At 73.8% G+C, this 25,854-nt stretch carries 21 protein-coding genes; 8 read left to right on the top strand and 13 right to left on the bottom strand.

Features of this window, described 5'->3' with window-relative positions; translation table 11 throughout:
- Positions 1–29: 29 nt before the first annotated feature.
- Positions 30–812 carry an aminoglycoside adenylyltransferase domain-containing protein gene (locus tag AB0J86_RS19430; protein ID WP_363858904.1) on the top strand — a complete coding sequence of 261 codons (783 nt, stop codon included), beginning with the start codon at positions 30–32 and terminating at the stop codon, positions 810–812.
- 64 nt (positions 813–876) lie between these two features.
- Positions 877–1,281, top strand: a complete 405-nt coding sequence (locus tag AB0J86_RS19425) for a VOC family protein (RefSeq protein WP_363858902.1) — start codon at positions 877–879, stop codon at positions 1,279–1,281.
- Positions 1,282–1,418: 137 nt separating this feature from the next.
- Here AB0J86_RS19425 and AB0J86_RS19420 read toward each other — a convergent pair whose 3' ends face one another.
- Both AB0J86_RS19420 and AB0J86_RS19415 read right to left on the bottom strand, forming a co-directional pair.
- Entirely contained in the window at positions 1,419–2,024 is a 606-nt protein-coding gene (locus tag AB0J86_RS19420) for a GNAT family N-acetyltransferase (RefSeq protein ID WP_363858900.1), read from the bottom strand.
- 168 nt (positions 2,025–2,192) lie between these two features.
- Positions 2,193–2,843, bottom strand: coding sequence for a hydrolase (locus AB0J86_RS19415; protein WP_363858898.1), 651 nt, complete (start codon positions 2,841–2,843; stop codon positions 2,193–2,195).
- Between the two features lie 204 nt (positions 2,844–3,047).
- Between AB0J86_RS19415 and AB0J86_RS19410 the strand changes: the two genes are divergently transcribed.
- Both AB0J86_RS19410 and AB0J86_RS19405 read left to right on the top strand, forming a co-directional pair.
- Entirely contained in the window at positions 3,048–3,236 is a 189-nt protein-coding gene (locus AB0J86_RS19410) for a hypothetical protein (protein WP_363858896.1), read from the top strand.
- A 234-nt stretch (positions 3,237–3,470) separates the two neighbouring features.
- Positions 3,471–4,538 carry a hypothetical protein gene (locus AB0J86_RS19405; RefSeq protein ID WP_363858894.1) on the top strand — a complete coding sequence of 356 codons (1,068 nt, stop codon included), beginning with the start codon at positions 3,471–3,473 and terminating at the stop codon, positions 4,536–4,538.
- Positions 4,539–4,550: 12 nt separating this feature from the next.
- Here the strand turns inward: AB0J86_RS19405 and AB0J86_RS19400 are convergent, their stop codons facing one another.
- The 6 genes from AB0J86_RS19400 to AB0J86_RS19375 form a co-directional block, all read right to left on the bottom strand.
- On the bottom strand, positions 4,551–6,932 hold the full coding sequence (locus tag AB0J86_RS19400; RefSeq protein WP_363858892.1) for a glycoside hydrolase family 65 protein: 2,382 nt from the start codon (positions 6,930–6,932) through the stop codon (positions 4,551–4,553).
- Positions 6,929–7,678: a beta-phosphoglucomutase family hydrolase gene (locus tag AB0J86_RS19395; protein WP_363858890.1), complete on the bottom strand. Its 750-nt coding sequence runs from the start codon at positions 7,676–7,678 to the stop codon at positions 6,929–6,931. Before AB0J86_RS19395 ends, AB0J86_RS19400 begins: the two co-directional genes overlap by 4 nt.
- Before the next feature lie 102 nt (positions 7,679–7,780).
- Entirely contained in the window at positions 7,781–8,245 is a 465-nt protein-coding gene (locus AB0J86_RS19390; RefSeq protein WP_363858888.1) for a DUF4442 domain-containing protein, read from the bottom strand.
- A gap of 77 nt (positions 8,246–8,322) precedes the next feature.
- Positions 8,323–9,354: a hypothetical protein gene (locus AB0J86_RS19385; protein ID WP_363858886.1), complete on the bottom strand. Its 1,032-nt coding sequence runs from the start codon at positions 9,352–9,354 to the stop codon at positions 8,323–8,325.
- Between the two features lie 117 nt (positions 9,355–9,471).
- Positions 9,472–10,782, bottom strand: coding sequence for an ABC transporter ATP-binding protein (locus tag AB0J86_RS19380; protein WP_363858884.1), 1,311 nt, complete (start codon positions 10,780–10,782; stop codon positions 9,472–9,474).
- 242 nt (positions 10,783–11,024) lie between these two features.
- The gene (locus tag AB0J86_RS19375; RefSeq protein ID WP_363858882.1) at positions 11,025–12,905 is read right to left on the bottom strand and encodes a glycosyltransferase; all 1,881 of its coding nucleotides are present in this window, start codon (positions 12,903–12,905) and stop codon (positions 11,025–11,027) included.
- An 87-nt stretch (positions 12,906–12,992) separates the two neighbouring features.
- On the opposite strand from AB0J86_RS19375, the gene AB0J86_RS19370 reads away from it, so the two are divergent.
- Complete coding sequence (locus tag AB0J86_RS19370) at positions 12,993–14,510, top strand: hypothetical protein (protein ID WP_363858880.1); 1,518 nt, start codon at positions 12,993–12,995, stop codon at positions 14,508–14,510.
- Between the two features lie 55 nt (positions 14,511–14,565).
- On the opposite strand, the gene AB0J86_RS19365 is transcribed toward AB0J86_RS19370, so the two are convergent.
- Entirely contained in the window at positions 14,566–15,723 is a 1,158-nt protein-coding gene (locus AB0J86_RS19365) for a glycosyltransferase (RefSeq protein ID WP_363858878.1), read from the bottom strand.
- Entirely contained in the window at positions 15,720–16,403 is a 684-nt protein-coding gene (locus tag AB0J86_RS19360; protein WP_363858876.1) for a hypothetical protein, read from the bottom strand. Before AB0J86_RS19360 ends, AB0J86_RS19365 begins: the two co-directional genes overlap by 4 nt.
- A gap of 82 nt (positions 16,404–16,485) precedes the next feature.
- On the opposite strand from AB0J86_RS19360, the gene AB0J86_RS19355 reads away from it, so the two are divergent.
- The 3 genes from AB0J86_RS19355 (at position 16,486) to AB0J86_RS19345 (ending at position 20,569) form a co-directional block, all read left to right on the top strand.
- Entirely contained in the window at positions 16,486–18,060 is a 1,575-nt protein-coding gene (locus AB0J86_RS19355) for a glycosyltransferase family 2 protein (RefSeq protein WP_363858874.1), read from the top strand.
- 137 nt (positions 18,061–18,197) lie between these two features.
- Positions 18,198–18,674 (top strand): hypothetical protein, encoded by a 477-nt coding sequence (locus tag AB0J86_RS19350; protein ID WP_363858872.1) that lies wholly within the window; start codon positions 18,198–18,200, stop codon positions 18,672–18,674.
- Between the two features lie 83 nt (positions 18,675–18,757).
- Complete coding sequence (locus AB0J86_RS19345; RefSeq protein WP_363858870.1) at positions 18,758–20,569, top strand: glycoside hydrolase family 15 protein; 1,812 nt, start codon at positions 18,758–18,760, stop codon at positions 20,567–20,569.
- A 72-nt stretch (positions 20,570–20,641) separates the two neighbouring features.
- Here AB0J86_RS19345 and AB0J86_RS19340 read toward each other — a convergent pair whose 3' ends face one another.
- The 3 genes from AB0J86_RS19340 to AB0J86_RS19330 all read right to left on the bottom strand — a co-directional run bounded on the left by AB0J86_RS19340 (position 20,642) and on the right by AB0J86_RS19330 (position 25,789).
- Positions 20,642–21,094: a DUF2231 domain-containing protein gene (locus tag AB0J86_RS19340; protein ID WP_363858868.1), complete on the bottom strand. Its 453-nt coding sequence runs from the start codon at positions 21,092–21,094 to the stop codon at positions 20,642–20,644.
- An 80-nt stretch (positions 21,095–21,174) separates the two neighbouring features.
- Complete coding sequence (locus AB0J86_RS19335) at positions 21,175–23,526, bottom strand: glycosyltransferase family 2 protein (protein WP_363858866.1); 2,352 nt, start codon at positions 23,524–23,526, stop codon at positions 21,175–21,177.
- A 79-nt stretch (positions 23,527–23,605) separates the two neighbouring features.
- On the bottom strand, positions 23,606–25,789 hold the full coding sequence (locus AB0J86_RS19330; protein ID WP_363858864.1) for a bifunctional glycosyltransferase family 2 protein/CDP-glycerol:glycerophosphate glycerophosphotransferase: 2,184 nt from the start codon (positions 25,787–25,789) through the stop codon (positions 23,606–23,608).
- Between the last annotated feature and the right edge of the window lie 65 nt (positions 25,790–25,854).

The raw sequence follows: 25,854 nt of genomic DNA, 5'->3' as shown, positions 1-25,854 counted from the left end.
GGCGGCCCGGTACGTGGCAGGGTGTCCGGATGACGATCCGCCTTCCGGCCGCCGAAGCCACGTACCTCGACTCGCTCCTGCACCGGCTGCACGGCGCGTTCGGCGACGAGCTGGTGGCGGTCTATCCGACCGGGTCGCTCGCCCTCGACGGCTACGTCCCCGGTCGCAGCGACATCGACCTGATCTGCGTCACGATCCGGCCCCCGAGCGAGCCGGTGCTGCGGGACCTCGCCGCCCGGCTGGACCACCGGGTGCTGCCGTGTCCGGCGGCCGGGCTGGAGTTCGTCCTCTACGGCGAGCCGGTCGTCCGGGCGGGCACGGTCGCGGCGGGCTACGCGCTCAACCTGAACACCGGTCGCGAGCTGACCCCGAAGGTGAGCACGGACCCGTACGACGGGCCCGGCTTCTGGTACGCCATCGACCGCTCGGTCGCGTACCAGTGCGACGTCGCGCTCTTCGGGCCGCGACCTCGGGAGCTGATGCGTCCGGCGCCGTTCGAGAGCCTGCTGCCGGTGGTGATCGAGTCGGTCGAGGAGCACCTCAAGGGTCTCGCGACGCACGGCGACAACGCTGTGCTGAACGGGTGCCGGGCGCTGTGTTTCGCGACCGGGCGGAGCTGGCGCGCGAAGCCGGCCGCCGCCGAGTGGGCCCGGCGGGCAACACCGGAGTTCGCGGAGGTGATCGGCACGGCGATGGCCGGGCACGCCGCCGGGCGGGGTCCGAACCCGGCGCTGGCCGCCACCGACGCCCGCGCCTTCCTGGAGTACGTGCTGGACCGGCTGCACGCCGCCGGCCGGAGGGGTTCGGCGTGAGCGGTTTGACCTGAATCGGGGTTCAGGTCGCAGGATGATCACCACACCGTACGGGAGGAAAGCCGTGATCGATCCGTCCGCGCACGTCCGCCTCGCCCGTCCCGCCCGCGACCTCGCCGCCGCGGAGCGCTTCTACGTGCACGGGCTCGGCCTGCGGGTGCTGTACCGGGCCTCGGCCGAGGGGCCCGGCGAGCACGACCTGCTGATCCTGGGCTGGCCGGCGGCGACCTGGCACCTGGAGCTGGTCGGCGGCGAGAACCTGACCGCGACGCCCAGCCCGTCGGCGGAGGACCTGCTGGTGCTCTACCTGGACGGGCCGGTCGACGAGGAGTTGGTGCGCCGGCTGGAGGAGGCGGGCGGCACCCGGGTCTCGCAGGGGCCGTACTGGGACCGGTGGGGCGTCACGGTCGCGGACCCGGACGGGTACCGGCTGGTCCTCTCCACCCGGTCCTGGTCCAACGCGGACTGACGCCCGGCCCGTCCACCGGAGTGTCCGCCGGCCCGGTTGGACGGACCGGGGGCCCGCCGGACCGCGAGCCGGACGGGGTCGGTCCGACGGGCCGGGCCGAGCCGGGCCGAGCCGAGCCGAGCCGGGCCAGCCGATGGTCAGACCGTCAGGCCGAGGTAGGTCAGCGGGCCGGGGTCGGGGACGTCGATGACGTGGAAGCCGAGCCGGTCGTAGAACGGGCGGGCGGGCCGGTTCGCGGTGACCATGCCGACGTGCAGTGCCCGCACGCCCTTGCGCCGCAGTACCGCCACGAAGGTCTCGACCAGCCGGCGCCCGTGCCCGGCCCGCTGGTAGTCCGGCAGCAGGTCGATGTGCAGGTGAGCGGGGTAGTCGGCCAGCTCGGGCACGAGCATCCGCTCGGGCGTGTGCAACAGGTGGACCATGATCTCGTCCGGCGTGGTCGGGGCGCCGTCGCGGGCCGGATAACGCGCCGACACCAGGGGCAGCCACTCGTCGCGGAAGCGGGCGACGAAGCGGGCGGTGTCGGCGGTACCGAGCACGTAGCCGACCGCGCGGTCGTCGTCGGCGAGGACGAAGGCCAGGTCCGGCTCCAGGTGGGCGTACGGGCCCGCGAAGATCTCCGGCAGCACGTCCGGGTCCCGGTACTGGTCGCGCGCGTCCTGGCCCGCGTCGGCGGTACGGATGCAGATGTCGTACACCGCCGCGCGGTCGTCGGGGCGGTAGGGGCGGATCTCGATCGACATGCGCCCCAGCATGCGTGAGAGCGCTCTCACGGTCAACCGCGCGGGTCGCCGGGACCGCTCGATTGATCCGCAGGGTTGATCATCCGCACAAATTCAGAGAAATAATCCCCTCCGGCGCGTTCGAGGCCACCCTTTCTCTGTATTTGTGCGGATCAACGGCGGTTCGGATCAGCCCAGGTGGTCGCCGAACCAGAGGGCCGCCTCGTCGGCCACCCGCTCCAGCGCCCCGGGCTCCTCGAACAGGTGGGTCGCGCCCGGCACGACGTGCAGCACCGCCTCGCCGCCCAGCGCCCTGCGGGCCACGTCGTTGAGGCCCAGCACCTCCTCGTCCCGCTCCCCGACCAGCAGCAACGTGGCGGCTCGTACCTCCGGCAGGTCCGCCCCGGCCAGGTCCGGCCGCCCGCCCCGGGAAACCACCGCCGGCACGTCGTCCGGCCGGGCGGCCGCCGCCGAGAGCGCCGCCGCCGCGCCGGTACTCGCCCCGAACAGCCCGATCGGCAGTACGGGCAGCTCGGCGCCGGTACGCAGCCAGTCGACGATGCCGACCAGCCGGTTGGAGAGCAGGTCGATGTCGAAGCGCAGTTCGGCGGTACGCTCGTCGATCCGCTCCTCGTCCGGGGTGAGCAGGTCGACCAGCACGGTGGCGAGGGCGTGCTCGTTGAGCGTGCCGGCCACCGCCCGGTTCCGGGGGCTGTAGCGGGAACTGCCGCTGCCGTGGGCGAAGAGCACCACCCCGTCCACGCTCTCGGGAAGCACGATGTCGGCACTGAGCTCGACCTCACCGGCCGGGATCGTCGTCTCGGTCGTCCGCGTTGCCATGTCCCCGCTCCCCTCCCTCGGGTCTGCCAGGCATCGCCATACCCGCTGCCCAACCGCCCACTCCCGGGCCCGTCGACCGGGCGCGGCGCGGGGACTGGGTTTGCCGCTCCGGGTGGTGGGAACGACCCGCGGGACAGGCCGGCGGGACGGCGCGCGACGCCCCGTCCCGGCGGCGGCGGGTAGCGCACGACCGCGAGGAGAGTCATGGGCCGGAAGGCGAAGACCGAGGCAGAGCAGGCGAAGCGGCCCGACGACGAGCGGCCGGAGCAGGAGTCGGCCGAGCGCGGGGAATGGGGCGACGAGGTGGCGCACAAGGCGCGTACCGCCGACGATCCGCTGGCGATGGCGCCGCACGACCGCGCCGGCCGCCCGTCCCAGGGCAGACCGATCTGACCGACCTGGGCGCGCCGATCTAGGGCAAATCCTTGTGATTAGAGATCATCTCACGCGGATTTGCCCTAGATCGCGGGGGGAGCCGAGGAGCATTTTCCCAGCTCAAAGCGGGTCATTCCGGCCCGGCTGGGTGGTGCGTTCGGTAGGCTCGCACCGGTCCCGCCCGGCGGAGACCGTACGGTACGGCGGCACACCCGCCGGCCGGCCACCGGGCGGCCGACGGGAGGTACGCCCATGCCGGCTTCCGCGCGCCGGTGGTCCCGACCGGCGCTGCACGCCGCGGCGAGTCTGCTCGCCGTGGCCGTCGCGGCCCCACCGGGAGGTCTGCCCGGCGGTGCCCTGCCCGCCGCGGCCGCTCCCGGCGCGGTGGCATCGCCGACCGACCCGCTGCCCGACGGCGAGGGCGGCACCCCGATCCTGCGGGACGTGCTGGAGGCGACCGGTCGCGAGTACCTCGCGGCGCGCGCCGCGCTGGAGAACTCCCAGCGACGGCAGGCGCGGCTCGTCGCCGAACTCGACCGCCTCGACCGCCGGATCGGCGAGTTGGTACCGCAGGTCGGCGCGATCGCCACCCACGCGTACCGGATCGGCCGGGTCGGGCCGGCCCTGCTCCTGCTGCGCAGCTCCTCCCCGGACACACTGCTCGAACGGGCGACCGGCCTCGACCAGATCTCGGTCTGGAACGACGGGCGGCTGCGCGAGCTGGACGAGTCCCGCCGGCGCGCCGCACGGGCGAAGGCCGCGATCGACGCGACCGTGGTCGAGCAGCGCCGGCAGCTGGCGGTGATGACCCGGCGCAAGCAGGAGGCGGAACGCGCGCTCGCCCTGGTCGGCGGTGTGAGCACCGGCGGTTTCGTCTCCGTCACCTCGCCGGTCGCCACCCCGGCGCCCCGCAATCCCGACGGTTCCTGGGCGAAGCAGTCCTGCGACCAGGACGACCCGACCACCAAGGGGTGCATCACCCCCCGGCTGGCGCACGCGCTCGCGGAGACCTGGCGGGCCGGCTTCACCCGCTTCGTCTCGTGTTACCGCCCGGGCGGGCCGTACGAGCACCCCAAGGGCCGGGCCTGCGACTTCTCGGCGCAGCGGCGCGGCTTCGGGGGCGACGCCGCGGGCGACGACAAGGTCTACGGCAACAACCTCGCCGCGTTCCTGGTGCGCAACGCCGATCAGCTGGGCGTGCTGTACGTCATCTGGTACCGGCAGATCTGGTTCCCCGCCACGGGCTGGAAGTCGTACGGCGACGGGCACGGCGACCCGTCCAGCGACCACACCAACCACGTGCACCTGTCGGTGTTGTGAACCGACTTCGGATCACTTCGGTCCGATCTCGTCCTCCAGGGTGCGGCGTACCGGCGCCCGGCCGGCCGGCTGCGCGGGCGGGGGTCCGACCGGCGCCGGCGGCGGGTTCGGCACGGTGGCCGAGTCGCCGCACGCGACCCGGATCAGCTCGCCGTGGTGGCGTAGCTCCAGTCCGCCGCCGCCGGAACCCTCGCGCAGCGCGTACGTCGTCTCGTCCCTCCGCACGTCCACCCGCAGCCGCATCCCGCGCCAGAGCAGCGAGAACTCCAACCGGTTGATCCGGCTCGGCAGCCGCGGCGCGAAGGCGGGGATCGACTCGTGGTCGCGCAGCCCTCCGAAACCGGCGACCAGCGCTATCCAGGCCCCGGCGAGCGAGGCGACGTGCACGCCGTCCCGGGTGTTCTGGTTCAGGTCGTGCAGGTCCATCAGCGCGGCCTCGCCCAGGTAGTCGTGGGCCAGTTCGAGCTGGCCCACCTCGGCGGCCAGCACCGCCTGCGTGCAGGCCGACAGGGACGAGTCCCGGACGGTACGGCGCTCGTAGTAGGCGAAGTTGCGAGCCTTCTCCTCGGGCGTGAAGGCGTCCCCGCGCCAGTGCATGGCCAGCACCAGGTCCGCCTGCTTGACCACCTGCTTGCGGTAGAGGTCGAAGTAGGGGTAGTTGAGCAGCAGCGGGTAGTTGTCCGGCGGCGTGCCCGCGAAGTCCCACTCCTGCAACCGGGTGAAGCCCTCCACCTGCGGATGGACGCCGAGCTCCGGGTCGTACGGGATGTGCATGTCGCCGGCGGCGTCCCGCCAGCTCGCCGTCTCCTCGTCGTCGACGCCGAGCCGCCAGGCCCGGTCGGTGTGCCGGCCGGCCGCCTCGGCCGCGGCCAGCAGGTTCCGCTGCGCCATCAGGTTCGTGTAGACGTTGTCGTTCTTGACCGCCGTGTACTCGTCCGGGCCGGTCACCCCGTCGAGGTGGAACCGGCCGGCGCGGTCGTGGTGGCCCAGCGAGCGCCACAGCCGGGCGGTCTCCACCAGCAGTTCCAGCCCCACCTCGCGCTCGAAGTTGTCGTCGCCGGTGGCCTGCACGTAGCGCCGCACCGCGTCGGCGATGTCCGCGGCGATGTGGAACGCGCCGGTGCCGGCCGGCCAGTAGGCCGAGCACTCCTGCCCCCGGATCGTCCGCCACGGGAACGCCGCGCCGTGCAGCCCGAGCGTGCGGGCCCGTTCCTGGGCGAGGTCGAGGGTGGAGTGCCGCCAGCGCAGCGCGTCCGCCACGGCGGCCGGCTGGGTGTACGTGAGCACCGGCAGGACGAAGGTCTCGGTGTCCCAGAAGGTGTGGCCGTCGTACCCGGGGCCGGTGAGGCCCTTCGCCGCGATCGGCCGTACCTCGGCCCGGGCGCCGGCCTGGAGGACGTGGAACAGTCCGAACCGGACCGCCTGCTGCACCTCCGGATCCCCCTCGACCACCACGTCCGAGGCGTCCCAGAAGGTGTCGAGGAAGTCCCGCTGCTCCGCGAGCAGCCCGTCCCAGCCCGAGAACTTGGCGCCCGCCTGGGCGGCGGCGACCTGGTCCCGCAGGCCCGGCAGCGACCGCCGGCTGGACCAGCCGTACGTCAGCAGCTTCACCACGCTCAGCCGCTCGCCCGGCTGGAGCACGCAGGTCACCGTGGTACGCGCCCAGTCCTCGAACGCCTCGGTGTCGACGCTGGTCCGGGCCGGCCCGTCGATCTGGTGGCTCATCGCGGCGGCCACCCGCAGGCCGCTCGCCTTGGTCCGGTGGATCAACAGCCCGCCGGTCTCCTGCACCAGCCGCTCCTCGGCCTGCAACGGCTGCTCCAGTACGGCCGCGACGCGCGGGTCCTTGCTCTGCTTCGGCAGCTCCTCGTTGGCCACCAGTTCGGACTGGATGATCAACCGCAGCGGCTCGTCGACGGGCTCGACCTCGTAGTGGATGGCCGCGACCGAGCGCTGGGTGAAGGAGACCAGCCGGGTGCTGCGTACCCGGACGCCGCGTCCGGCCGGGGAGCGCCACTCCAGCGACCGGTGCAGCGTCCCGGCCCGCAGGTCCAGCACCCGCTCGTGGGAGACCAGTTCGCCGTACCGCACGTCGAGCGGTTCGTCGTCCACGAGCAGCCGGATCGGCTTGCCGTTGGTGACGTTCACGACGGTCTGGCCGGACTCCGGGAAGCCGTAGCCGGCCTCGGCGTACGGCAGCGGCCGCAGCTCGTAGAACGAGTTGAGGTAGGTGCCGGGCAGCCCGTGCGGCTCGCCCTCGTCGAGGTTGCCCCGCAGGCCCACGTGCCCGTTCGCCAGCGCGAAGACCGACTCCGACTGGGCCAGCACGTCCAGGTCGAGCCGGGTCTCCCGGACGTGCCAGGGCTCGACCGGATAGGCCCGCTCCCGGATCATTTCGCCTCCTCGTCCAGCAGCTCGGCCAGATCGCGTACCACCACGTCGGCGCCGTTGGCGCGCAGTTCGTCGGCGTGGTCCACCCGATCAACGCCGATCACATGGCCGAAGTCACCGGCCCGGCCGGCCGCCACGCCGGCGACCGCGTCCTCGAAGACGGCGGCCTGCTCCGGCCGTACGCCGAGCAGCTTCGCGGCGGCCAGAAACGTGTCCGGGTGCGGCTTGCCGCGCAGCCCCTGCTCGCGGGCGACCACCCCGTCCACCCGCGCCTCGATCAGGTCGGTCATACCGGCGGCGTCGAGTACCTCGCGGGTGTTGGCGCTGGCCGAGACGACGGCCCGGCGCAGCCCGGCCCGCGCGGCGGCGCGCAGGTACGCGACCGAACCCTCGTAGACCTGCACCCCGTCGCTGCGCAGGCGCCGCAGCAGGATCTCGTTCTTGCGGTTGCCGATGCCGTTGACGGTGTCGGCGCTCGGCGGGTCGTCCGGGTCGCCCTCGGGCAGGGTGATGCCGCGCGAGGCGAGGAAGGTACGCACCCCGTCGGCCCGGGGCCGGCCGTCGACGTAGTGGTTGTAGTCGTCGTCCGGGTCGAACGGCCGGAACTCCTCCCCGGTGGCGGCGGCCCGCCGGCGCAGGAAGTCGTCGAAGGTCTCGGTCCAGGCGGCGTTGTGCACGAGGGCGGTCTGCGTCAGCACACCGTCCAGATCGAAGAGGCAGGCGGTCACGTGAGCGGGTAGACCCAGCACTCGTTCAACTTATCCGCGCCGTCTGCTGATCAAACAGCTTTCCCGCCCGGCCGGAGGCCCTCGTCACGCCGCGGTGGCGGCCCCGGCCACCGCCCGCACCGGCTACTTGACGCGCAGTGTCCAGACCACCGTCATCTCGGCGGTCGTCGTACCGTCCTCGGTGGCGATCTCGACCGGTACCGGGAACTCCGGCCGGGTGCCGGACTCGAACTCGGCGAGCACCTCGTCGATCGGTCGGCCGAGTCGCGCGGTCGCCCGTACCGGGCCCAGGGCGAGGCGCCGGTAGGCGATGTCGGCCCGTACCGCCAGCGGCACCGCCCGGTCGAGCAGGTGCCCGAAGGCGGCGAGGACGACCGCACCCGAGGCGGTCTCGCCGAGCGTGAACATGGCCCCGGCGTGCGGGCCGCCGACGTGGTTGTGGGTGGCGGCGGAGTCGGGTAGGCGGACCACCGCCCGTACGCCGCCGGCCGCCTCGGGCGCGATCTCCACGAATTCGAACCCGAGGGTACGGGCGAACGGCACCGCTTCGAGCATGCCGGCCGCGACCTGGCGTGAGTCGATGGACATGGCCGCACGTTACTCTCAGGTAACTTGTGCGGCAAGGGCGGCGCCGGGGCTGTTCCCGGCGCCGCCGCCCGACACCGTCAGAACAGGTCGCCGATGGTCAGGAAGATCTGGGTGTAGAAGTTCCCCTCGATCGAGCGGAACAGCGCGAACTCCTGGCCCGGGCTGCCGAAGAACGGGCGCAGCGTCCAGGCCAGCTGGGTACCGACGAAGCCGAAGAGCAGGATCCAGATGTAGAGCAGCGTCATGCTCGCCGGCCGCTGACCGTCGGGGCCGACCCGGTCGCCCGGCCGGGCCGGATACCCGGGGTACGGGGCGTGCGCGCCGGGCGGGAACGTCCGGTACGCCGATCCGGCGCCGACGAGCGCGGGCATCCCCGGCTGCGCGGCCGGCACGGTCGCCGGTACCGCCGGCTGCGGGGCGGTCGCGACCGCCGTGGCGACCGTCGCGGGGACCTCGCCGTTCGCGGCGCCGGCCGGGACCGCCACCTGCTCGGCCGGTTCCCCGGCGGCCGGGGCGGCGGCCACCGCGGCCGGGACCTGAGCGGCCGGGATGGCGGCCGGCTCGACCGGGGCCGGAGCGGCGACGGCGGCCGGGGCCGGGGCCGGCCCGAGCAGGCCGTGCGCGTTGAGCACCTGCATGCCGCCGGTGAGGAAACGCAGCCCGACCAGCGCCGACAGGGTCAGGATCGCGACGTTGAGCAGCTTGAAGAAGGCGTAGTCCGGGGCGGTGATCAGGAAGAAGAGGCTGATCGGCGCGAACGCGACCGCGAGCATCGCGGTGACCGTGATCGCGACCATCACCAGCGCGAGCGCCTGGCGTACCGAGAGCCGGGCCCCGAAGACCAGGTTGAACAGGTACAACGTGGGCAGGCAGATGGCCAGCGTGATCAGGAAGAGCAGCGGCAGCTTGACCGCGGAGGTGACCGCCATCAGGAAGCTGTTGAAGGCGCCGAGCACCGCGCCGTAGCAGGCCAGCGCGATGGCGGAGCTGGCGAGCATCCGTACGGTCAGCGCGTTGAGGTCCCGCTCCTCGACGATCTGCCGCCAGATGCTCTGCCGATCCCGCAGGATGCGCTCGATCACGAGCAGCCCGGGCCCGTTCGCAGACACGACAGGTTCCTCCTCAATGGACGGCCGCCGGCTCGGCGGGCACCCGACCCGTAGGAAACTAGGCGCCGCACGGCGCCGGCGCGCCGGGAGAAGCTGACGCTAGAGCACCCCCGCCGATTACCGCCACCCCACGTCTATGCGATCACCGCGCTCGTCGAAGAAGTGCAGGGCGTCCATCCGCACCGAGATGGCCAGCGGGTGACCGGCCGAGACGGCCGGGTACGGCGCGAGCCGCACCGCGAGTTCCGCCGGGCGGCGGTGATGCCGGCCCGGGTCGTTGAGCACGCTGATCCGGGACGAGCCCGGCCGCTCCTCGGGTGGGCCGCCCGCCGCGTCCTGGCCGCGTCCGGTGATCCGCTGCATCACCCGGCCGAACCGGCGCAGCCGGCCACCGCCGGCCGACGGGCCGGACAGCGCCCCGCTCAGCTCGTCGACGACGATCGCGGTCGCACCGATGTCGAGGAACGCCAGCGACTCGTGACCGTGGTGCTCCAGGTAGCGGATCCGCCCCTGGAGCACGTCGCCCGCCGCGTCCGGGGCGACCGGGGTCAACGCCTCGGCGCGCATGCCGACGACGATGCGCTCCCCGTGGTACCGGGCCACGGCCCGGGAGCGGATGTCGTCCCAGGGCAGGTAGAGCGACTGTTCGCCGAGGTTGAGCGCGATGTAGCGGTCGAGGTGGACGTAGACCGACGCCTCGAGCAGGTTCATCCGGGGGCTGCCGAGGAAGGCGGCGACGTAGAGGGTCGCCGGCCGGCCGTACACCTGGGTGGGGGTGCCGACGTCCTGGAGGACGCCCTTGCGCATGATCGCCACCCGGTCCGCCATGGTGAGCGCCTCGGCCTGGTCGTGGGTCACGTAGATGGTGCTGACGCCGAGTTCGCGTACCAGCCCCGAGATCTCCGCGCGCAGCTCGGCCCGCAGTCCGCTGTCCAGATTGCTCAGCGGCTCGTCCATCAGGAACAGCCCCGGGCGGCGGACGATGGCCCGTCCCATCGCGACCCGCTGCCGCTGACCGCCGGAGAGCTGGTTGGGCTTGCGAGCCAGCACGTCGCCGATGCCGAGCGCGCTCGCCACGTCGGTCACCCGCTCGGACCGCCGCCCGGGCTCCACCCCGGAGAGCCGCAGCGGGAAGGCGATGTTGTCGCCCACGGTCATGTGCGGATAGAGGGCGAAGTCCTGGAACACCATCGCGATGCCCCGGTCCCGGGGCGGCAGGTCGTTGGCGAGTTCGCCGTCGAGCAGTACCGCGCCGCTGCTCGGATCCTCCAGCCCCGCGACCATCCGGAGCACCGTCGACTTGCCGCAGCCGGACGGGCCGAGCAGCACCATGAACTCGCCGTCGTTGACGTCGAGGTTGATGTTGTCGACCGCCACCGTCCCGTCCGGAAATACCTTGGTGACGTCCTTCAGTGCGACGGTGGTCACCGATCCTCCCCGCAGTGGTTGCCGGCCCCGGCAATGACTGTGACCAGGATCATCGTCGCCGCCCATCGGGTAAACGTGCCATGTTCACCGTGTGACAGGACGGTAACCCGATTGTCCGCAACGTGTGGTACTGAGTGGAGAGTCAGGGTCGCGGTGCAGGTGGGACCGAGTTCGGGGTAGCTCGATGCGAGATCGGCGCGGGGCGTTGAATCGTATTTGTCCCGGCCGGCGCGGCGCGCCGGTCAGGAAACGCGTTCCCGTCCGGTCGTACCGAACTCGTCATTGACCGGCATGCCGTGCCACTGCTGCCCCGAACGGCGCAGGAAGTAGTCGAGCCCGGCGTCCCAGGTGTGCCCGCCGGCCCGCCGTTCGTAGATGTAGCCGAGCGGGTGGGTCCGGTAGATCAGGCCGCCGGCCCGCAGCACCCGGTCCATCAGGCCCCGGTCCACCGAGCGCGGCACCGGCCGCCAGCCGCCGACGTCCTCCAGGTCGCCGCGGCTCATCAGCATCGTGCCGCCCGCCACCGGCGGCCCGTACGTCTCCGGCGGCACCGCCCGGCGGCGTACCGTCACGCCGAGGGTCTGCAGGTAGACGAACTCGGCCGCCTTGCCGACCAGGGTGGCGCCGGAGAACTCCCGGGCCAGCACGAGGTCCCAGACGTGCTCGGGCCCGTAGACGTCGTCGTCGTCGAACTTGGTCACCAGGCTGCCGCGCGCCCGGGCGGTGGCCGCGCCCATCACCTCGCCGAAGCTCAGCGTCGGCGGCGCCGTGAAGATCTCCAGTGGCCGGCCGCAGTCGGCCAGCTTCGCCCGCAGCTCGTCGTCGGCCTCGATGCCGTGCAGGCAGAGCACGATCTCCAGCTCCGGGTAGGTCTGCCCGGCGATGTAGCGCACCGCGTCCGGAACGTACTCCGGCCGGCGGGTGACCAGGATGGCGCTGACCGAGGGCGGGGCGGCCAGCCCCGTGAAGGTGCCGGCGACGACCTCGCCGAGGGCGAAGGCCCCGCCGTGCCCGCGCAGCGCGGCGCGGAGCTGACGGGCCGCCCGGATCTCCCAGTCCAGCGGGTCCGCCCCCACGCCGGGCAGCGGTTCGGCCAGGACCTCGCGCAGCGGCGCGGCGAGGCGCCCGGCCACCGCGGGCGGCAGCTCCGGCACCTCCAGCACCACCCCGGTCGCGGCGAGCTGCGCCAGCAGGGCCGCCTCGGCGTCCGGCGCCCGGCCGGCGAGCCCGGCACAGCGCAGCTTACCGATCTTGGCGACCGCGCGGAGCTGGTCGGCGCGCAGCGGCACGTCGGCCAGCGGGCCACGGGCCAGCACCCGGTCCCCGGCGCCGACCAGCCGCCAGCCGGCCCGGGTCGAGTCCGCGTCCAGCAGAAGCGCGGCGCCCGGCGCCGTGGCGGTGGTGGAGATGTCGCGCCCGATCGGGTTCGCCACCGCCGGATCGATCAACACGGCGGGCGTACGGTCGTCCACCCGTGCCCCGGTGCGGTCCGCGGCGACCACGGCGGCGGCCAGCAGCGGATCGCTCGGCACCCCGCCCGGGTCGGCCGCCAGCACGAGATCGTGCGCGCGGATCTCCTCGTTCGGCGGCAGCGGGCCGGACCAGGCGACGTGGTTGGCCGACGGCGCCAGCCAGGGCGGTGCCGCGCCGAGCGCGATGACGTCGGCGCTCGCCGGGCGGGGCAGGGGTCGGATCGGCGCCAGCGCCGCCAGCACCGCCACCAGCACGTCGTGCAGCGCCACCGCGGCCTTCAGCTCGACGGAGACGCAGGCAGTACCGCTGCGGCGGGGCAGCGTCACCTGCTGCCGGTACGCCCCGGGCAGCGGGCCGAGCCGTCCGGCCCACTCCGGGCGCGGTGGCCGCCAGTCGCGGACCTGCACGGTGACCTGCCGGACCCGGGTGGCACCCGCCGGCTCGGCCAGGAAGCGGCGCAGCCAGGAGATCGAGTCGGCGGTCACCAGGACGTGCCCGATCTCGCCTCCGGCGCCGACCGGCGGGGTCACCGGCGTCGCCGCGGCCCACCTGGTCGTCCGCCCCAGCCGGGACCGCAGCCGCGTCGAGCCGCCCAGGTCCACGCGCCAGGTACGCCGCGAACCGCCCGCCTTACCAGTCGCTTCGCCCACCGGTCCCCCAGCCACGCACCGGGCGCGTCCTCGGGCCGCCCGCGTTCACACGGAAGGCTACCGCCCGCGCTCCGGTACGCTACGGGCGTGTCCAACCGTGGCGCCATTTCCGCCGATTCGATCAGACGCAACGACTGGGGGTCCTTCGATCCTCCGGTGCTCGGCGGCTGGATCCCGTCACTGGACGTAACCGTCGTCATCGCCGACGAGACCGAGCAGGACCGGTTGGAGCACACCCTCGCCTCGCTGGCCCACCAGACGTACCCGGCCGACCTCTTCGAGGTGGTGGTGGTCGACGCGGAGGCGCGCGACCGGTTCGAGCTGCCGAAGCTGCGGCCCGAGCGGTGCCTGCTCGTGGACGCCGCGGGTCGGGCACCCTTCCCCACCGCCGTCGCCGCCTCGTCGTCCAAGGTCATCATCCGGCTGCCGGCCGGCGCCGTGGTCGCCCCGGAACTCGTGGCGGCGCTGGTCCGCTGGCAGCACGTGACCCCGGAGGCGGTCAGCATCGCCACGCTCGCCGAGATCGCCAGCGACTGGTCCAGCGCCGAGGAGATCTCCGACCGGGCCGCGGACGGGACGCTGGCGAGCGCCGCCCCGGCCGCCGGGGCCACCCCGTCGGCCGAGCTGACCAAGCTGCTCGCCGGCACCCACGACCTGCGTACCGCCGACCATCTCGCGTTCCTCGCGGTCGCCGGGATGCCGTTCGCCTTCGCGCGGGACCGGTACGAGCCGGGCACCGACCCGTACGAGGGGGCGGACATCGAGGTGGGCTACCGGCTCGCCCAGGCCGGCGCCGTCTTCCTGCCCGAGCCGCACGCCCGCGCCTGGGCGGTCGGCGCGGACCGCGCCGCGCTGGCCCGCCGGCAGCGGGCCCGGCTGGCGAACCTGCTGCCGTACCCGCGCGGCAACCGGGGCGCGGGCGGCCGGACCTGGGCGGTACCGCTGGTCACCGCCGTGGTCCCGGCCGACGGCCCGTACGAGACCGTCCGGTCCTGCGTCGACCGGCTGCTCGGCGGCCAGGAGGGCGACCTGCGGGTGCTCCTGGTCGGCGACTGGGAGAACCTGCCGGCCGGCTCGGGCGAGGACTCCGACCTGGGGCTGCTCGCCGCCGAGTACCGGGCCGAGCCGCGGGTGCGGCTGGTCACCAGCGAGCCGACCAACGGCTTCCCCTCGCCGTACCTGCTGCGGGTGCCGAGCCGGCTCGGCGTCGGCCCGGCGACGGTCCGCTCGCTGATCACCAGCGCCGACCGGTGGCAGGCCGGGCTGGTACGGGTGCTGCCGGCCGCGGCCTCCTCGGCCGCCCAGGCGCTGGAGCTGTGGCGTACCGCGGCGCTGAGCCGGGCCCTGCGCGTCGGCGCGCCGGTGGGCAAGCTGCCGGCGGTGGTGGGCCGGACCCACGGCGAGCGCTGGGAGACCGGCAGCGAGTACGACGTTGTCGACCTCACCTCGCCGAAGGCGGCCCGGGCCGCGGCGGCGGCCGGCCGGGGCGCCGGGCGGCCGACCGAGACGATCGCGGTCGGCGGCGCCCGGTCGCTCGCGAAGGCGACGACGTTCGTGGCCCGTCGCTACGCCCGCGCCGCCAAGCGCCGTATCGTCCGCCGCTGACCCACGCACGCCCGCCGCGCCCCGCCGCGAGCGGGCGGGGGCGGGGCGGGGCCGGTCAGAGGCTGCGGCGCAGCTCGGTGGCGAGCTGGTCGCTGACGACCGCCGGGGCGATGCCCCGCGAGTGCGTCCGGACCGCGTCGCGGGCGGCGGCGGAGACCTCGGCCGGCGGCTCGGCCAGCAGCCGGGCGGTCTTCTCCGGGTCGTCCAGGTCGAAGCGGACCACCGCCTCGGGCGGCATCAGGTCGCTGAGGCTGGTGCCCGTCGAGGCGTACACCGGCAGGTCGAAGCCGGCGGTGAGCGCGACCGCGCCGGAGTTCAGCGACGACCGGTACGGGAAGACCGCCGCGTCGGCCGCGCGCAGGTAGAACTGGACGTCCGCCTCGGGTACGAAGCCCGGGTAGAAGAGGACCGCCGGGTGCTCGGCGGCCCGCCGCATGAACTCCCGGCCGCCCGGCTCGTCGCGGACCTTGCCGGCGACCAGCCAGCGCAGCCTCGGTTCCAGGCGCACGGCGCGGTCGAACGCGTCGAAGAACGCCGTGTGTCCCTTGTACGGCCGGATCTGGCCGAACGTGACCAGCACCCGCGCGGTACGCGGGACGCCGAGGTGGGCACGGGCCGCCGCCGCGTCCACGTGGTCCGGGTACGCCCCGACGTACGACGGGTGGGAGACGACGGCGGCGGCCTTCGGGGCGACGCCGAAGGTGCTCTCCAGCAGCTCCAGGTGGCTGTCGTGCATCACGTGCACCAGGTCCGAGTTCTCCAGCATGAACCGGCGCAGCCGCTTCTCGACCTCCGGGTAGACGGTCTCGTGCGGCAGTACGTTGTGGACCGTCCAGAGCAGGCGCACGCCCCGGCCGCGCAGGCGTCGGATCTCCCCCTCGAACCGGGTGACCCGCGCCAGCGCGTCCCCCTGACTGCCGCTGCCGGCGGTCACCTCGTAGAGCCAGTGCACGTGCAGCACCCGGGGCAGGTCCTCGGGGAGCGCGTCGAGCAGCGAGTCGAACCTGCCGAACTCCCGCAGCCGGATCGGCACCAGGTTGTGCCGCGGGAAGCCGCTGTAGATCAGTGCCTGGTAGGGGTTGGCCAGGTCGACCGGCCAGTACGCGCAGGCCACCGGGGGCTCGGCGGCGGTCCAGTCGGCCGCCGTCAGGGCCGAGAGCGCGTCGTCGAGGAAGTGGGCGGCGGCGGTACCGCGACGCCAGGGAATGATCACGGGATCAGCTCCGAAGTCGGGGCGGACGGGCGACCGGCGTCCCGTACCGCGCGGGTGACCGCCTCGGCCAGCGGGGCGCTGGACGGGTCGTCCGCCCGTACGGTGGTGACGCCGTTGCGCACGGCGACGCGGGTGAGCAGGCCGATGGCGAGTTCGTCGGCGAGCGAGCGGGGCAGCTCGCGCCACCCGGTACGCCAGACGGCGACGGTGCCGGAGCGGCCGGACCCCGCGTCGGCGGGTACGCCGGCCGCCGGGTCGACCAGGGTGGCCTGGAGCGGGGCGTCCGCCCGGTCCCGCCAGATCAGCAACTGGGGCGAACCGGCCGACGACCCGGCCTCGACCGGGCGCCCGGCCGACGACCCGGACCCGACTCCGGCCGAGGGTTCCGGCGCGGTCGACGGACGCGGCTGCCGGCCCGGGGCGCCCGCGCCCCGCTCGTCGGCGAGGCGGCGCAGCAGGCGCTGCTCCTCCGCGCTGGCCTTGCCGAGCCGGACGAGCTCCAGCAGGGCCCGTTCGGCCAGGTCAGGTTGATCACGTGCCAGGGCGGTACGGGCGACCCAGCGGATATCCTGAAAAGCGACTCCGCGGGTGTTCAGTAGCGCCCCGAGGTCTCCCAGTCGCGCACGGGCACGACGAGCGCCGCTGCGGACCGGTCTGAGTGACCGACGTAGTCTTCGCATAGAGTTCAGCACACCTGAGAATTTAGAGTCGGCAGCGAATACGCCCTCGGACGACCCCAGTATCCACTTACGTGAGGTGATCATGTCAGGCCCATGGGCGAGTGTCGTCGTCCCGGTGTACAACACCGAAAAGTGGCTACCTGAGGCACTGGAGTCCATCGATCGGCAGGGCTGTCGGGACCGGCTCGAGGTTCTCGTGATCGACGACGGTTCGCCCGACGACTCCGGGCGGATCGCGCAGGAGTACGCGGCCAAGGCCCCCGGCGTGCGCTACGTCCGGCAGGCCAACGCCGGTCTCGGCGCCGCCCGCAACCACGGCGTACGGCTCGCCACGGGGCGTTACCTGGCATTTCTCGATTCCGACGACATTTACCCCGCCGACGGTCTGCACGATCTGCTCCGCCTCGCGGACGAACACGACGCACAGATCGCGGTCGGCGACATGCACGGTCTGCCGCCGCGCCCGAGCCCTCGGTGGCGGCGCGAGTTGATGAGCGGCACCCGGCTCATCAAACACCTCTCCGAAGCGCCGGACATCGTGGGCAACCCGTCGGCGTGCAACAAGGTATTCCGCCGCGATTTCGTACTCTCGACCGGCGTGGAATTCACCGAGGGCACAGCTTTCGAAGACGTATTGTTCACCTTGCCGTTAATGATGCAGGCGGACCGTACCGTCCTCACTCCCCGGCTCGCGTACCTGTACCGGCTGCGCGGCGACGGCACCTCGATCATGGACGCGCGCAGCCAGCCGAAAAAGATCTTCCAGCACCTCGGCATCGTGGAGCGGCTCGCCGGCGAGCTGGACGGGGTCACCGACGAGGGCACCCGGCACGCGGTGTACCGCTGGATCGCGTACATGCAGCTGCACTACGCCAAGCTGGCCGCCGAGTCGCTCGACGACGCCCAGCTCACCGAGTTCGCCGGCCGGATGGCCGCGCTCTTCGAGGACATCCCGGTGGAGACGTCCAGCGAGTTCGCCAGCGCCTCGCACGTCGGGATGCGCGCGGTCGGCGTCTACGAGCAGGACCCCGCCACCATCCGGCAGCCCCGCTCCGGCGCGCCGTTGCGCGTGCGGCACGGCCAGCTCTACCTCGGCCACGCGGAGTTCGACCGGTACCAGCACCTTCTGCGGATCAACCAGGCCACGGCGACCTTCAGCAAGATCAAGCCGGGCGAGCCGCCGGTGATCGAGGGGAACGCCCACCTGCCCGGCATCAGCGCCACCCCGGGCGAGGTCCGCGAGGACCTGCTCCTGGAGGTCGGCGACACCCTGGTACGCCGTCCGATCGTGGTGCGCGCGCTGACCGAGCACGGGCTCCGCTGGAGCTGCGCGATCCCGCTCGACGAGGTCGGTACCGGCACCCACCGGCTCCAGCTCCTCGTCCGCGACCAGGGCCGCGAGTTCCCCCTCAGCCCGGGCGGCGACACCTGGGGCACCGGAGCGATCTCGCTCCCCGACGGGCGTACGGCCCGCATCCGCCACGGCATCCGGGCGCCCCGCCTCGTGATCACCGGCACCCGGCTGGCCGCCGCCCTGCACAGTCCCGCCGTCGCCGCCGTGTACGTGGGCCGGCGCGGGCAGGCGTCGCTGAAGTACCGCGGCAAGCAGGTGCTGCGCCGGGTGGTGCCCTCGCTGCGGCAGCGGAAGACCCGCTGATCTCCGGGCACCGAGTATCGCCCCCTCCGACCAGGGCCGGAGATGCCCGATAACTGAGTATCGTGGTGGAATGCCAGCAAACCGGCGTTTCCCGCTCCCACCGGCGCCGACGGACCGCGCCGTCGGCCGCCGGTGAGATGGACTGGGCCGGATGGGCGCTGTTCGGGGTGGTGGCCACGACCGCCCTCACCGCCACGATGATCACCGCGCAGTTGGCCGGTCTCACCCGCCTCGACTTCGCCCTGGTCCTCGGGACGCTGGTCACCGAGGACCCCGACCGGGCCCGGGTCGCCGGGTTCTTCCTGCACCTCTGCGCCGGTCAGGGCTTCGCCCTCGGCTACGCCGCCACCTTCGCCCTGCTGCACCGCGCGACCTGGTGGCTCGGGGCACTGCTCGGACTGCTCCACGTCACCGTCGCGCTGACGGTGATCCTGCCGCTGCTACCCGGCGTCCACCCGCGCATGGCCACCCACCGGGCCGGGCCGGCCAGCACCGCCGTGCTGGAGCCGCCCGGTCTGCTCGCCCTCAACTACGGCATCCCGACCCCCGCGGTCGTCGTCGCCGTACACATCGCCTACGGGGTCGTTCTTGGACTGCTTCTCGGCGCCCGCTGACCGCACGACCGACAGGGCCGCTCCGGTGACCGCACGACCGACGGGGCCGCTCCGGTGACCGCACGACCGACGGGGCCGGGCCGGTGACCGGGCCGGCCGTCGAGACGCATTCCCGCAGGCCACCGCCGATAGCCGACTACGGCCTGCTCAGCGACACCCGTACCGCCGCACTCGTCGCCGCCGACGGGGCGATGGACTGGCTCTGCGTACCCCGCTTCGACGGCGAGCCCGTCTTCGGCCGCCTGGTCGGCGGGGCGGCGGCCGGCACCTTCCGTACCGGGCCGGCGCGGCCCGCGGCGGTCGTCCGGCGGCGGTACCGGCCGGACACCGCCACGCTGGAGACCACCTGGGCGGTGGGGGACGCCCGGCTCACCCTGACCGAGGCGATGGTGGCGGAGGTCGGCGGCCGGCTGTTGCCGACGAACCTCGTCGTGCGACGGCTCTCGGCCGAGCGGGGAGCGGTCGAGGCGCTCGTCGAGTTCGACCCCCGGCTCGGGGTACGGCACCGCCCGCCCCGGGTCCGCCGCCGGCGCGACCTTCTCGTCTGCGAGTGGGGGGCGCTCGCGATCTCCCTGCGCTGCGCGCCCGCGCTCACCGTCGAACCCGGCGGGCGGCCCACCCCGGTCACGGTCGTACCGGGGCACCCGGTCACCCTCGTGCTGACCGTGGCGCAGCGGGAACCCCTCGTCGACGTCGCACCGGCCGCGGCCTGGGAGTTCGTCGCCGAGGACGAGCACCGCTGGCGGCTCTGGGCCGCCGGGATCGACCAGTCGCTGCCGTTCCGGGAGCACGTCGTACGCAGCCTGCTCACGCTGCGGCTGCTCACCTACTCCCCCTCGCAGGCCCCGGTGGCCGCGCCGACCACCTCGCTGCCCGAGGACCCGGGCGGGGTACGCAACTGGGACTACCGCTACGTCTGGCCTCGCGACGCCAGCATCGGGGTCAACGCCTTCCTCAGCGTCGGCCTGCTCGACGAGGCACACGGCTTCCTCGCCTGGTTGCTGCACGCCAGCCGGTTGCAGCGGCCACGCCTGCCGGCGCTGCTCACCCTGGACGGCCGGCGCGTACCGCCGGAGCGGCAACTGCCCGGCTGGGCCGGCTACCTCGGCAGCGCGCCGGTACGGGTCGGCAACGCCGCCGCCGGCCAGCACCAGCTGGACGCGTACGGCTGGGTGGTCGACGCGGCCTGGGCGTTCGTCCGGGCCGGACGCCCGCTGTCGAGCGAGACCTGGCGGGCCGTGCGCGGCTTCGCCGACGTGGTCGCCCGGCGCTGGTGCGAGCCGGACGCCGGCATCTGGGAGCTGCGCGAGCCCGGGCAGCACGTGCACTCGAAGCTGATGGGCTGGCTCGCCCTGGACCGGGCGCTGCGCATCGGCGAGACCCACGGGCTGCGCCAGCGCCGGCGCCGGCGGTGGCAGGCCGCCCGGGACGCCATCGCCGGCGAGGTCCGGACCCGGGGCTTCGACCCGGGTACCGGCAGCTACGTCGGCCGGTACGGCTCGGCGGACCTGGACGCGGCGCTGCTGGTGCTGCCGCTGCTCGACCTGGACGACGCCGGTTCCCCCCGCGTGCGCGGCACCGTCGACGCCGTCCGCGAGCGGCTCTCGGCCGGCGGGACGCTGCTCTACCGGTACCCGCCCGGCACCGACGGCCTCCCCGGCGCGGAGGGCGCCTTCCTGCCCTGCTCGTTCTGGCTGGTCCAGGCCCTCGCCCACACGGGCCGCCGGCGGGAGGCGGTGGAGCTGTTCCAGCGGTTGGTCGAGCACGCCGGCCCGCTCGGGCTCTACCCGGAGGAGGTGGATCCGGTCAGCGGCGCCTACCTCGGCAACTACCCGCAGACGCTGACCCACGCCGCGCTGGTCCAGGCCGTCCTGGCGATCCGCGACGCGGCGTAGCGCGCCCGGCCGCGACCCGGAACCGGCCGCACGGCCCGGCCGCGACCCGAACCGGCGACGCGGCCCGGTCGCTCAGTGGGAGAGGGAGCTCGGGGCGTCGACGCCGGCGTTGGAGCTCACGCTGATGCCCAGCCGCTCGACCAGTTCCCCGCCGAGCCAGGCCGTGACGCCGGAGAGCACGATGGCGACGAAGCCGAGGATCAACGCGGCGGCGGAGGGTTCCCAGTTCTCCGCGTTGAGCCGCAGCAGCCAGCTCACGCCGAAGAGCAGCACCACGATGACGTTGCCGAGCCCGTGGACGGTACCGACCCGCTTGGCCCGGGTCCCGGACGGGATGGCCCGCAGGTCGATCGCGCCGAACAGGGCGGCGACCAGGCCGCCGATCACCCCGGCCGCGATGGTGTACGCGGCGGAGACCTGGAAACCCGTCCGGTCCGTGATGAGGTACAGGATGTCGAAGATCACCGCCGTGGCCAGCAAGCCGAGCGGAAACACGATCAACATGGGGTGTATGGCATGGCCCATGGCCCTGGCTCGGCTCTCCACCGCGTATCCCCCTCGCCGCTGGAACAGCAATGCGCGGGGGATACCCGCTCAGCGCCGGTTCACGCGCCCCGACCGGTGACGGTGCCCAGCCGCAGCACCTCGCGCTCGCGGTCCGGCAGCACCTCCAGCCGCCGGTTGCCCACCCGCACGTCGCGCGGCAGCCGGCGCCGGGCCGCCACGTCGAACGGCAGGTCGATCGGGCCCGCGTCGCCGTCGCGCTGGTAGAGCGGCAGCCAGTCGCCGTCCCCCGGCGCGCCCTCGCCGCCGAGCGGGACGCGCACCGTCCAGGCGGCGCCCGCGACCTCGACGGGGAGGATGACGTCCGGCTCCGGCAGCTCGGTCGGGCCGGCACCCTCCCGGCGCCGCAGCACCATCCGCAGCTCGCCCCGGCCGCCGCCCGCCCCGGCGCCGGGCCCGGCGGGCAGCTCGCCGCTGAGCGAGAGCACCCCGTCGGTCAGCTCGGCGGCCCGGACCATCGGCCCGGGTGGCAGCGCCCGCAGCCAGAGCACCTCGTCGTCGGCGGGCCGGGCGAGCAGCTCCACCTCGCCGACGGTGTGCCGCAGCCCGGCGAAGTCGGTCGGTACCGGCAGCTCGCGCGCCTCGCCGTCGCCGTCCGCGAAGGCGACCCGCCAGGCCGCGCCCGCCTCGCCGACCAGCACCGGGCGGTCCGTCAGGGCGCTGCCGCCCACCAGGTCGGCCAGCGGTATCCGGGCGGACCAGCTCGTCCCCTCGTCGGGCAGCTGCACCGGGTACGACCGCCAGATCACCCCGTTCACCCGGGTGAGCCGCAGCACGGCCGTGGCCGCGCGGTCGAGCCCGTCGCCCTCGACGACCAGGGCGTCGCCGTCGATCCGGGTACCGGTGACCCAGTTGCGCGGGCGCTCGACCCGCAGCCGCAGCCGCCCCTGTTGGACGTACGGGACCAGCCGCACGCCGTCGGCGACCCAGCTGGCCGGCAGCGCCGGCCGCGACTCGCCGATGCCGAGCGCCCGCTTGCGCAGCCCGTCCACCCCGAGGGTGGCGACGTTGAAGGCCCAGTCGCCGGGCTCCCAGCCCTGCTTGCCGGCGAGCCGGCGCGGGTCGATGCTGGCCGAGAAGCCCGCCCAGCCGTACGGCACCGAACTCGGGGCCTCGGCGATGCGGGTGGTACGGGTCGCCAGCGGTACGAAGCGCCGCCGGTCGCCCGCCTCGCGCAGCCAGAGCATCCGGGTGGAGCCCCACGGGTTGCCCGCCCCGCGCAGCACGTCGTACGCGAGCCCGCGTACGTGCAGTCGACCGTCGGCCCAGCGCACCTCGTGCACCTCGGTGCGGATGCCCTCCGGGGCGAGGAAGAGTCTCCGGGGCGCGGCCGGGTGCTGGTCGTCCAGGAGCGGGAGCTGCACGTAGTAGCCGCGCCCCCGGCGGACCACCTTCGGCGGGGCGGTGCCGGGCCGGCTCGCCGCGACGACGGCGACCAGTTCCGACAGGGCCCGCTCCTTCGCCAGCCGCCAGGCCACCCGCAGCCGGGGCGCCAGCCGGTCGACCACCCGGTCGTCGACCTGGGCGAGGTAGTGGCCGGTCAGGTCCAGGAAGCGCAGCCGGTACGCCTGGTCCACGTCGGGCAGCAGGTCCAGGAACATGCGCAGGTCGCTCTGGAGCGCGGTCTCGTCGTACCAGTCCTTGAGCTTCGTCTCGCCGAGCGCGGCCAGGGAGCGGCTCGCGCTCTCGACCGCGGCGAAGCGGTCCACGACGTTGCGGACCTCGCCCTGCCGCTGGCTGATCGACTGGTCGGTACCGGCCTCGCGCTGGCGCCAGTAGTAGACCGGCAGGTCGATCACGTCGACCGCCTCGGCCATGGCGTACGCCGGCACGGTCACCGGGATGTCCTCGTACCGCACGCCCTCGGGGAACTTCAGCCCGCGCTGCTCCCAGAACGAGCGGCGGAACACCTTGTTGCAGGCGAGCCGGTCGTAGACCAGGTTCGGCTGGGTGGCCAGGCTGGAGCGCAGCCGGGTGACCCGGTGGGTGCCCCGGTGCAGCGGCGACTGCCGCAGCCCCCGCGAGGTGAAGAGCGCGACGTTGCCGGAGGCGAAGTCCGAGCCGGTCTGCTCCAGGGCGCCGACCAGCACCTCCAGCGCGTACGGCGGCAGCACGTCGTCGCTGTCGACGAAGGTCAGGTAGTCGCCCATGCCGAAGTCGATGCCGACGTTGCGGGCCGCGCCGAGGCCGCGGTTCGGCTGGCGGACCAGGCGGAACCGGGGGTCGGCCGCGACGTGCCGCTGCGCCACCTCGGCGCTGCCGTCGGTCGAGCCGTCGTCCACCAGCACGATGTCCAGGTCCGGGTAGGTCTGCCCGGCCAGCGAACGCAGGCACTCGGCCAGGTAGCGCTCTACGTTGTAGATCGGTACGACGACCGTCAGTACGGACCCCATCTCGCGCCCCTGTCTGCCTGTCCGCCCGTTCTGTTCCAGCTCGACCAACTTCCGGCCCGGCGCACCCACCCCGGTCCGGTCAGGCCTGGTTCAGCAGTACCCGCCGGACTACCCGCTCGGCGGCCCGCCCGTCCTCCAGCGCGCAGAACCTGCGCCGGAACTGACCGCGCGCCTTCACCGCCGCGTCGTTGTCGACGGCGCCGGTGCGGAACAGGTCGAGCAGGTCCGCGAACGTGGTCGCGACCGCACCCGGCGGCTCGGCGGTGATGTCGAAGTAGACGCCCCGCACCAGCCGATACGCCTGCCAGTCAGGAGCGTAGACGACAATCGGCCGGTCCAGGATCGCGTAGTCGAACATCAGCGAGGAGTAGTCGGTGACCAACACGTCCGAGGCCAGGTAGAGCTCCTCCACCGACGGGTACGCCGAGACGTCCCGGACCCGTTCCGCCTGCCGGGCGGTGCCCGGGGCGTGCGCCCGGTCGTGGAAGTAGTGGCTGCGCATCAGCAGCTGAGCGTCCGGGCCGAGCGCCTCCACCAACTCCGCCGGGTCGAACGGCGGGTGGTAGCCGGGGTGGTGCTCCCGGTGGGTGGGCGCGTAGAGCACCACCCGCTGCCCGGGCGCGATGCCGAGCTTGGCCCGGGCCGCCTCGACGTCGGCCGCCGTGGCGTTGGCGAGCCGGTCGTTGCGGGGGTAGCCGGTCTCCAACGTCTCGTACCGGCACGGGTAGGCCCGCTCCCACATCTGGGTGGTGAAGGCGTTGGCGGTGACGCTGAAGTCCCAGCGGTCCGCCCGGCGCATCTGGCCGGCGAAGTCCGGGTCCTGCACGCCGCCCGGGTAGTCCTGCTGGTCCAGCCCCATCACCTTCAGCGGGGTGCCGTGGTGGGTCATCACGTGCACCGAGCCGGGGCGCTTGACCACGTTGTTCGGCCAGTTCACGTTGTTGATCAGGTACTTGGCCCGGGCCAGCGCCCGGTAGTAGGCGCGGGAACCGGCCACCACGTACGCCACCCCCGGCGGCAGGGTGCTGACCTTGTCCCGCCGGACCACCCAGACCCCGCGTACGCCCGGGGCCAGCTCGCGCGCCTTCTCGTAGATCGCGGCCGGGTTGCAGGCGTAGCCGCGGTACCAGTAGGCGGCGTAGAGGGCGAGCGACGGGTCGATCGAGCGGCGCCGCTGGAGCGCGTAGTAGCTCCGGTTGGCCGCCTCGCGCCCGGCGCGCACCACCGCCCGCGCGGCGCGTACGCCCCGGCGGGCCACCGCCTCGCCGGCGGTACGGGCGGCGCCGGTGGCCCGGAAGGCGAGCCGCAGCGCCTGGAAGGTGCCGTGCCGGCCGCCCGCCACGAGCCGGTGCTTGAGCCCCTCGCCCCCACCCGGCACCGGGTACCCGCCGGGCGGCAGGTAGCGCCGGTAGTGCGCGGTCATCTCGGTGAAGAACCGCTTCCGCAGCTGCTTGGGGAGCCGGTCCTCGTTGCCCCGGACCATCAGGAAGTGCCAGATCATCCGGCGGAAGAGCAGGCCGCGCAGCTGGGCGGCGCCGGGGCGGGAGTCGTCGAGGGTGTCGAAGACCTGCGCCCAGTTGGGGAAGATCGCGAAGTGCCCGTCGCCGACGGTACGGGTAGCCGCGCCGGCCCGCCGCTGCCGGTAGTAGACGCAGACCCGGTCCAGCAGGGTGATCCGCTCCGCCGTGCCGAGCAGCCCGTACGTGAACGGCACGTCCTCGTACCAGCCGGAGCGGAACTGGAAGCCGAGCCGGTCCAGCAGGTCCCGGCGGATCACCTTGTTCCACGGCACGTGCAGGATGTCGATCGCCTCGGGCCAGTCGCGCAGCGCGAAGACCTGCGGCGCCAGGTGGAAGCGGCGTCCCTGCACGCTGGAGTCGGTCTGGTTGTCCCAGTAGACCCGGGCGTGGTCGACGATCAGCACCTCGGCGTCGGTCTCCCGGAGCCGGTCCACCACCGCCCGCAGCGCCCCGTCGGCGAGCCAGTCGTCGCTGTCGAGGAACCAGACGTACTCGCCGGTCGCGGCGGCGACACCGCGGTTGCGGGCGGGCCCCTGACCCTCGTTGCGCTCCAGCGTGATGACGCGGAGCCGGGCGTCGCGGGCCGCGTACTCGGCGAGGATCTCCCCGCTGTGGTCGGGCGAGCAGTCGTCGATGGCGACGACCTCGATGTCGGTGAACGACTGGTTCAGGATCGAGTCGAGACACTGCCGCAGGTAGCCCTGCACCTGGTAGACCGGCACGACAAAACTGATCAGAGTCATCGGTCCCGTTCCTCGGTGGTCGCGGTGGTGGCCGCCGCCGCCCACCGGGTCGTCTCCTCCGGCCG

Source organism: Micromonospora sp. NPDC049559 (assembly GCF_040676675.1).
Taxonomy (GTDB): domain Bacteria; phylum Actinomycetota; class Actinomycetes; order Mycobacteriales; family Micromonosporaceae; genus JBFAPK01.
The sequence above is the reverse complement of the archived record's forward strand: the minus strand, read 5'-3'. Positions and strand labels throughout refer to the sequence as shown.